At 46.3% G+C, this 835-nt stretch carries 1 protein-coding gene; it reads left to right on the top strand.

Features of this window, described 5'->3' with window-relative positions; genetic code table 11:
- Positions 1-828: DNA polymerase IV (locus E8Q33_RS14990; RefSeq protein ID WP_136555701.1), on the top strand; the 828-nt coding region annotated here is incomplete at its 5' end.
- Positions 829-835: the final 7 nt, after the last annotated feature.

Here is an 835-nt window from a genome sequence, read left to right as displayed (position 1 = left end):
GTGAGCGATGCTTCTGGCCTGACGTGTAGTGTTGGTGTGAGTGGTGACAAAACTACTGCCAAGTTTGCAGCCAAATTGAATAAGCCAGATGGTTTAACTGTTATCAAGCCTTGGGAAGCTGAAGCTAGACTGGCCGATGAACCTGTCACTGAGCTGAGTGGTATTGCTAAAGGCATTGGCACGTTTCTGAATAAGTACGGCGTATATAAATGTGGCGATATGAAGAAGTTACCGATCGGCATCTTAGCCAAACGCTTTGGTAATCCCGGCAGACGAATCTGGTTAATGGCTCAAGGCAAAGATCCCGAGCCCGTAACAACAATCGTAAAACCGCCTAAAACCATTGGGCATGGCAAAGTCATGCCGCCTGGTACCCGTGATTTACGAACCGTTTTACTTTACTTGCAGCATATGGCTGAAAAGGTCGGAACAAGACTGCGTCGTCATAACTTTCAATCGAATCATTTTTTCATCGGTATCAAAACCGAAGCGGGCTGGCTTGGTATGAAAACAAAGATTGATTTCACCACGGACGATGGTCAGGTTATTTATGAACTGGGTCGGCAGTTTATGCAAAAGTATTGGGTTGGCCAAGATGCTCGACAGGTACAAATCACAGCATTAAATCCCACAGAGTCTCGGCAGCAGGATTTATTTTTGGATAACACCCATCAAATCAAACGTGAAAAGATTAATCAGGCGGTAGATAAGATTAACCAACGCTACGGCGAATTTACCGTGGCACCAATGCCTGTGATCGGACGTAGTGAGATGCCAAATGTAATAGCCCCCGCATGGAAGCCCACAGGCCATAGGAAGACGATCTGATGTGCGG

The sequence above is a fragment of the Methylophaga sp. SB9B genome, from assembly GCF_004832235.1.
Taxonomy (GTDB): Bacteria; Pseudomonadota; Gammaproteobacteria; order Nitrosococcales; family Methylophagaceae; genus Methylophaga; species Methylophaga muralis.
This window is presented reverse-complemented; position numbering and strand designations above follow the sequence as displayed.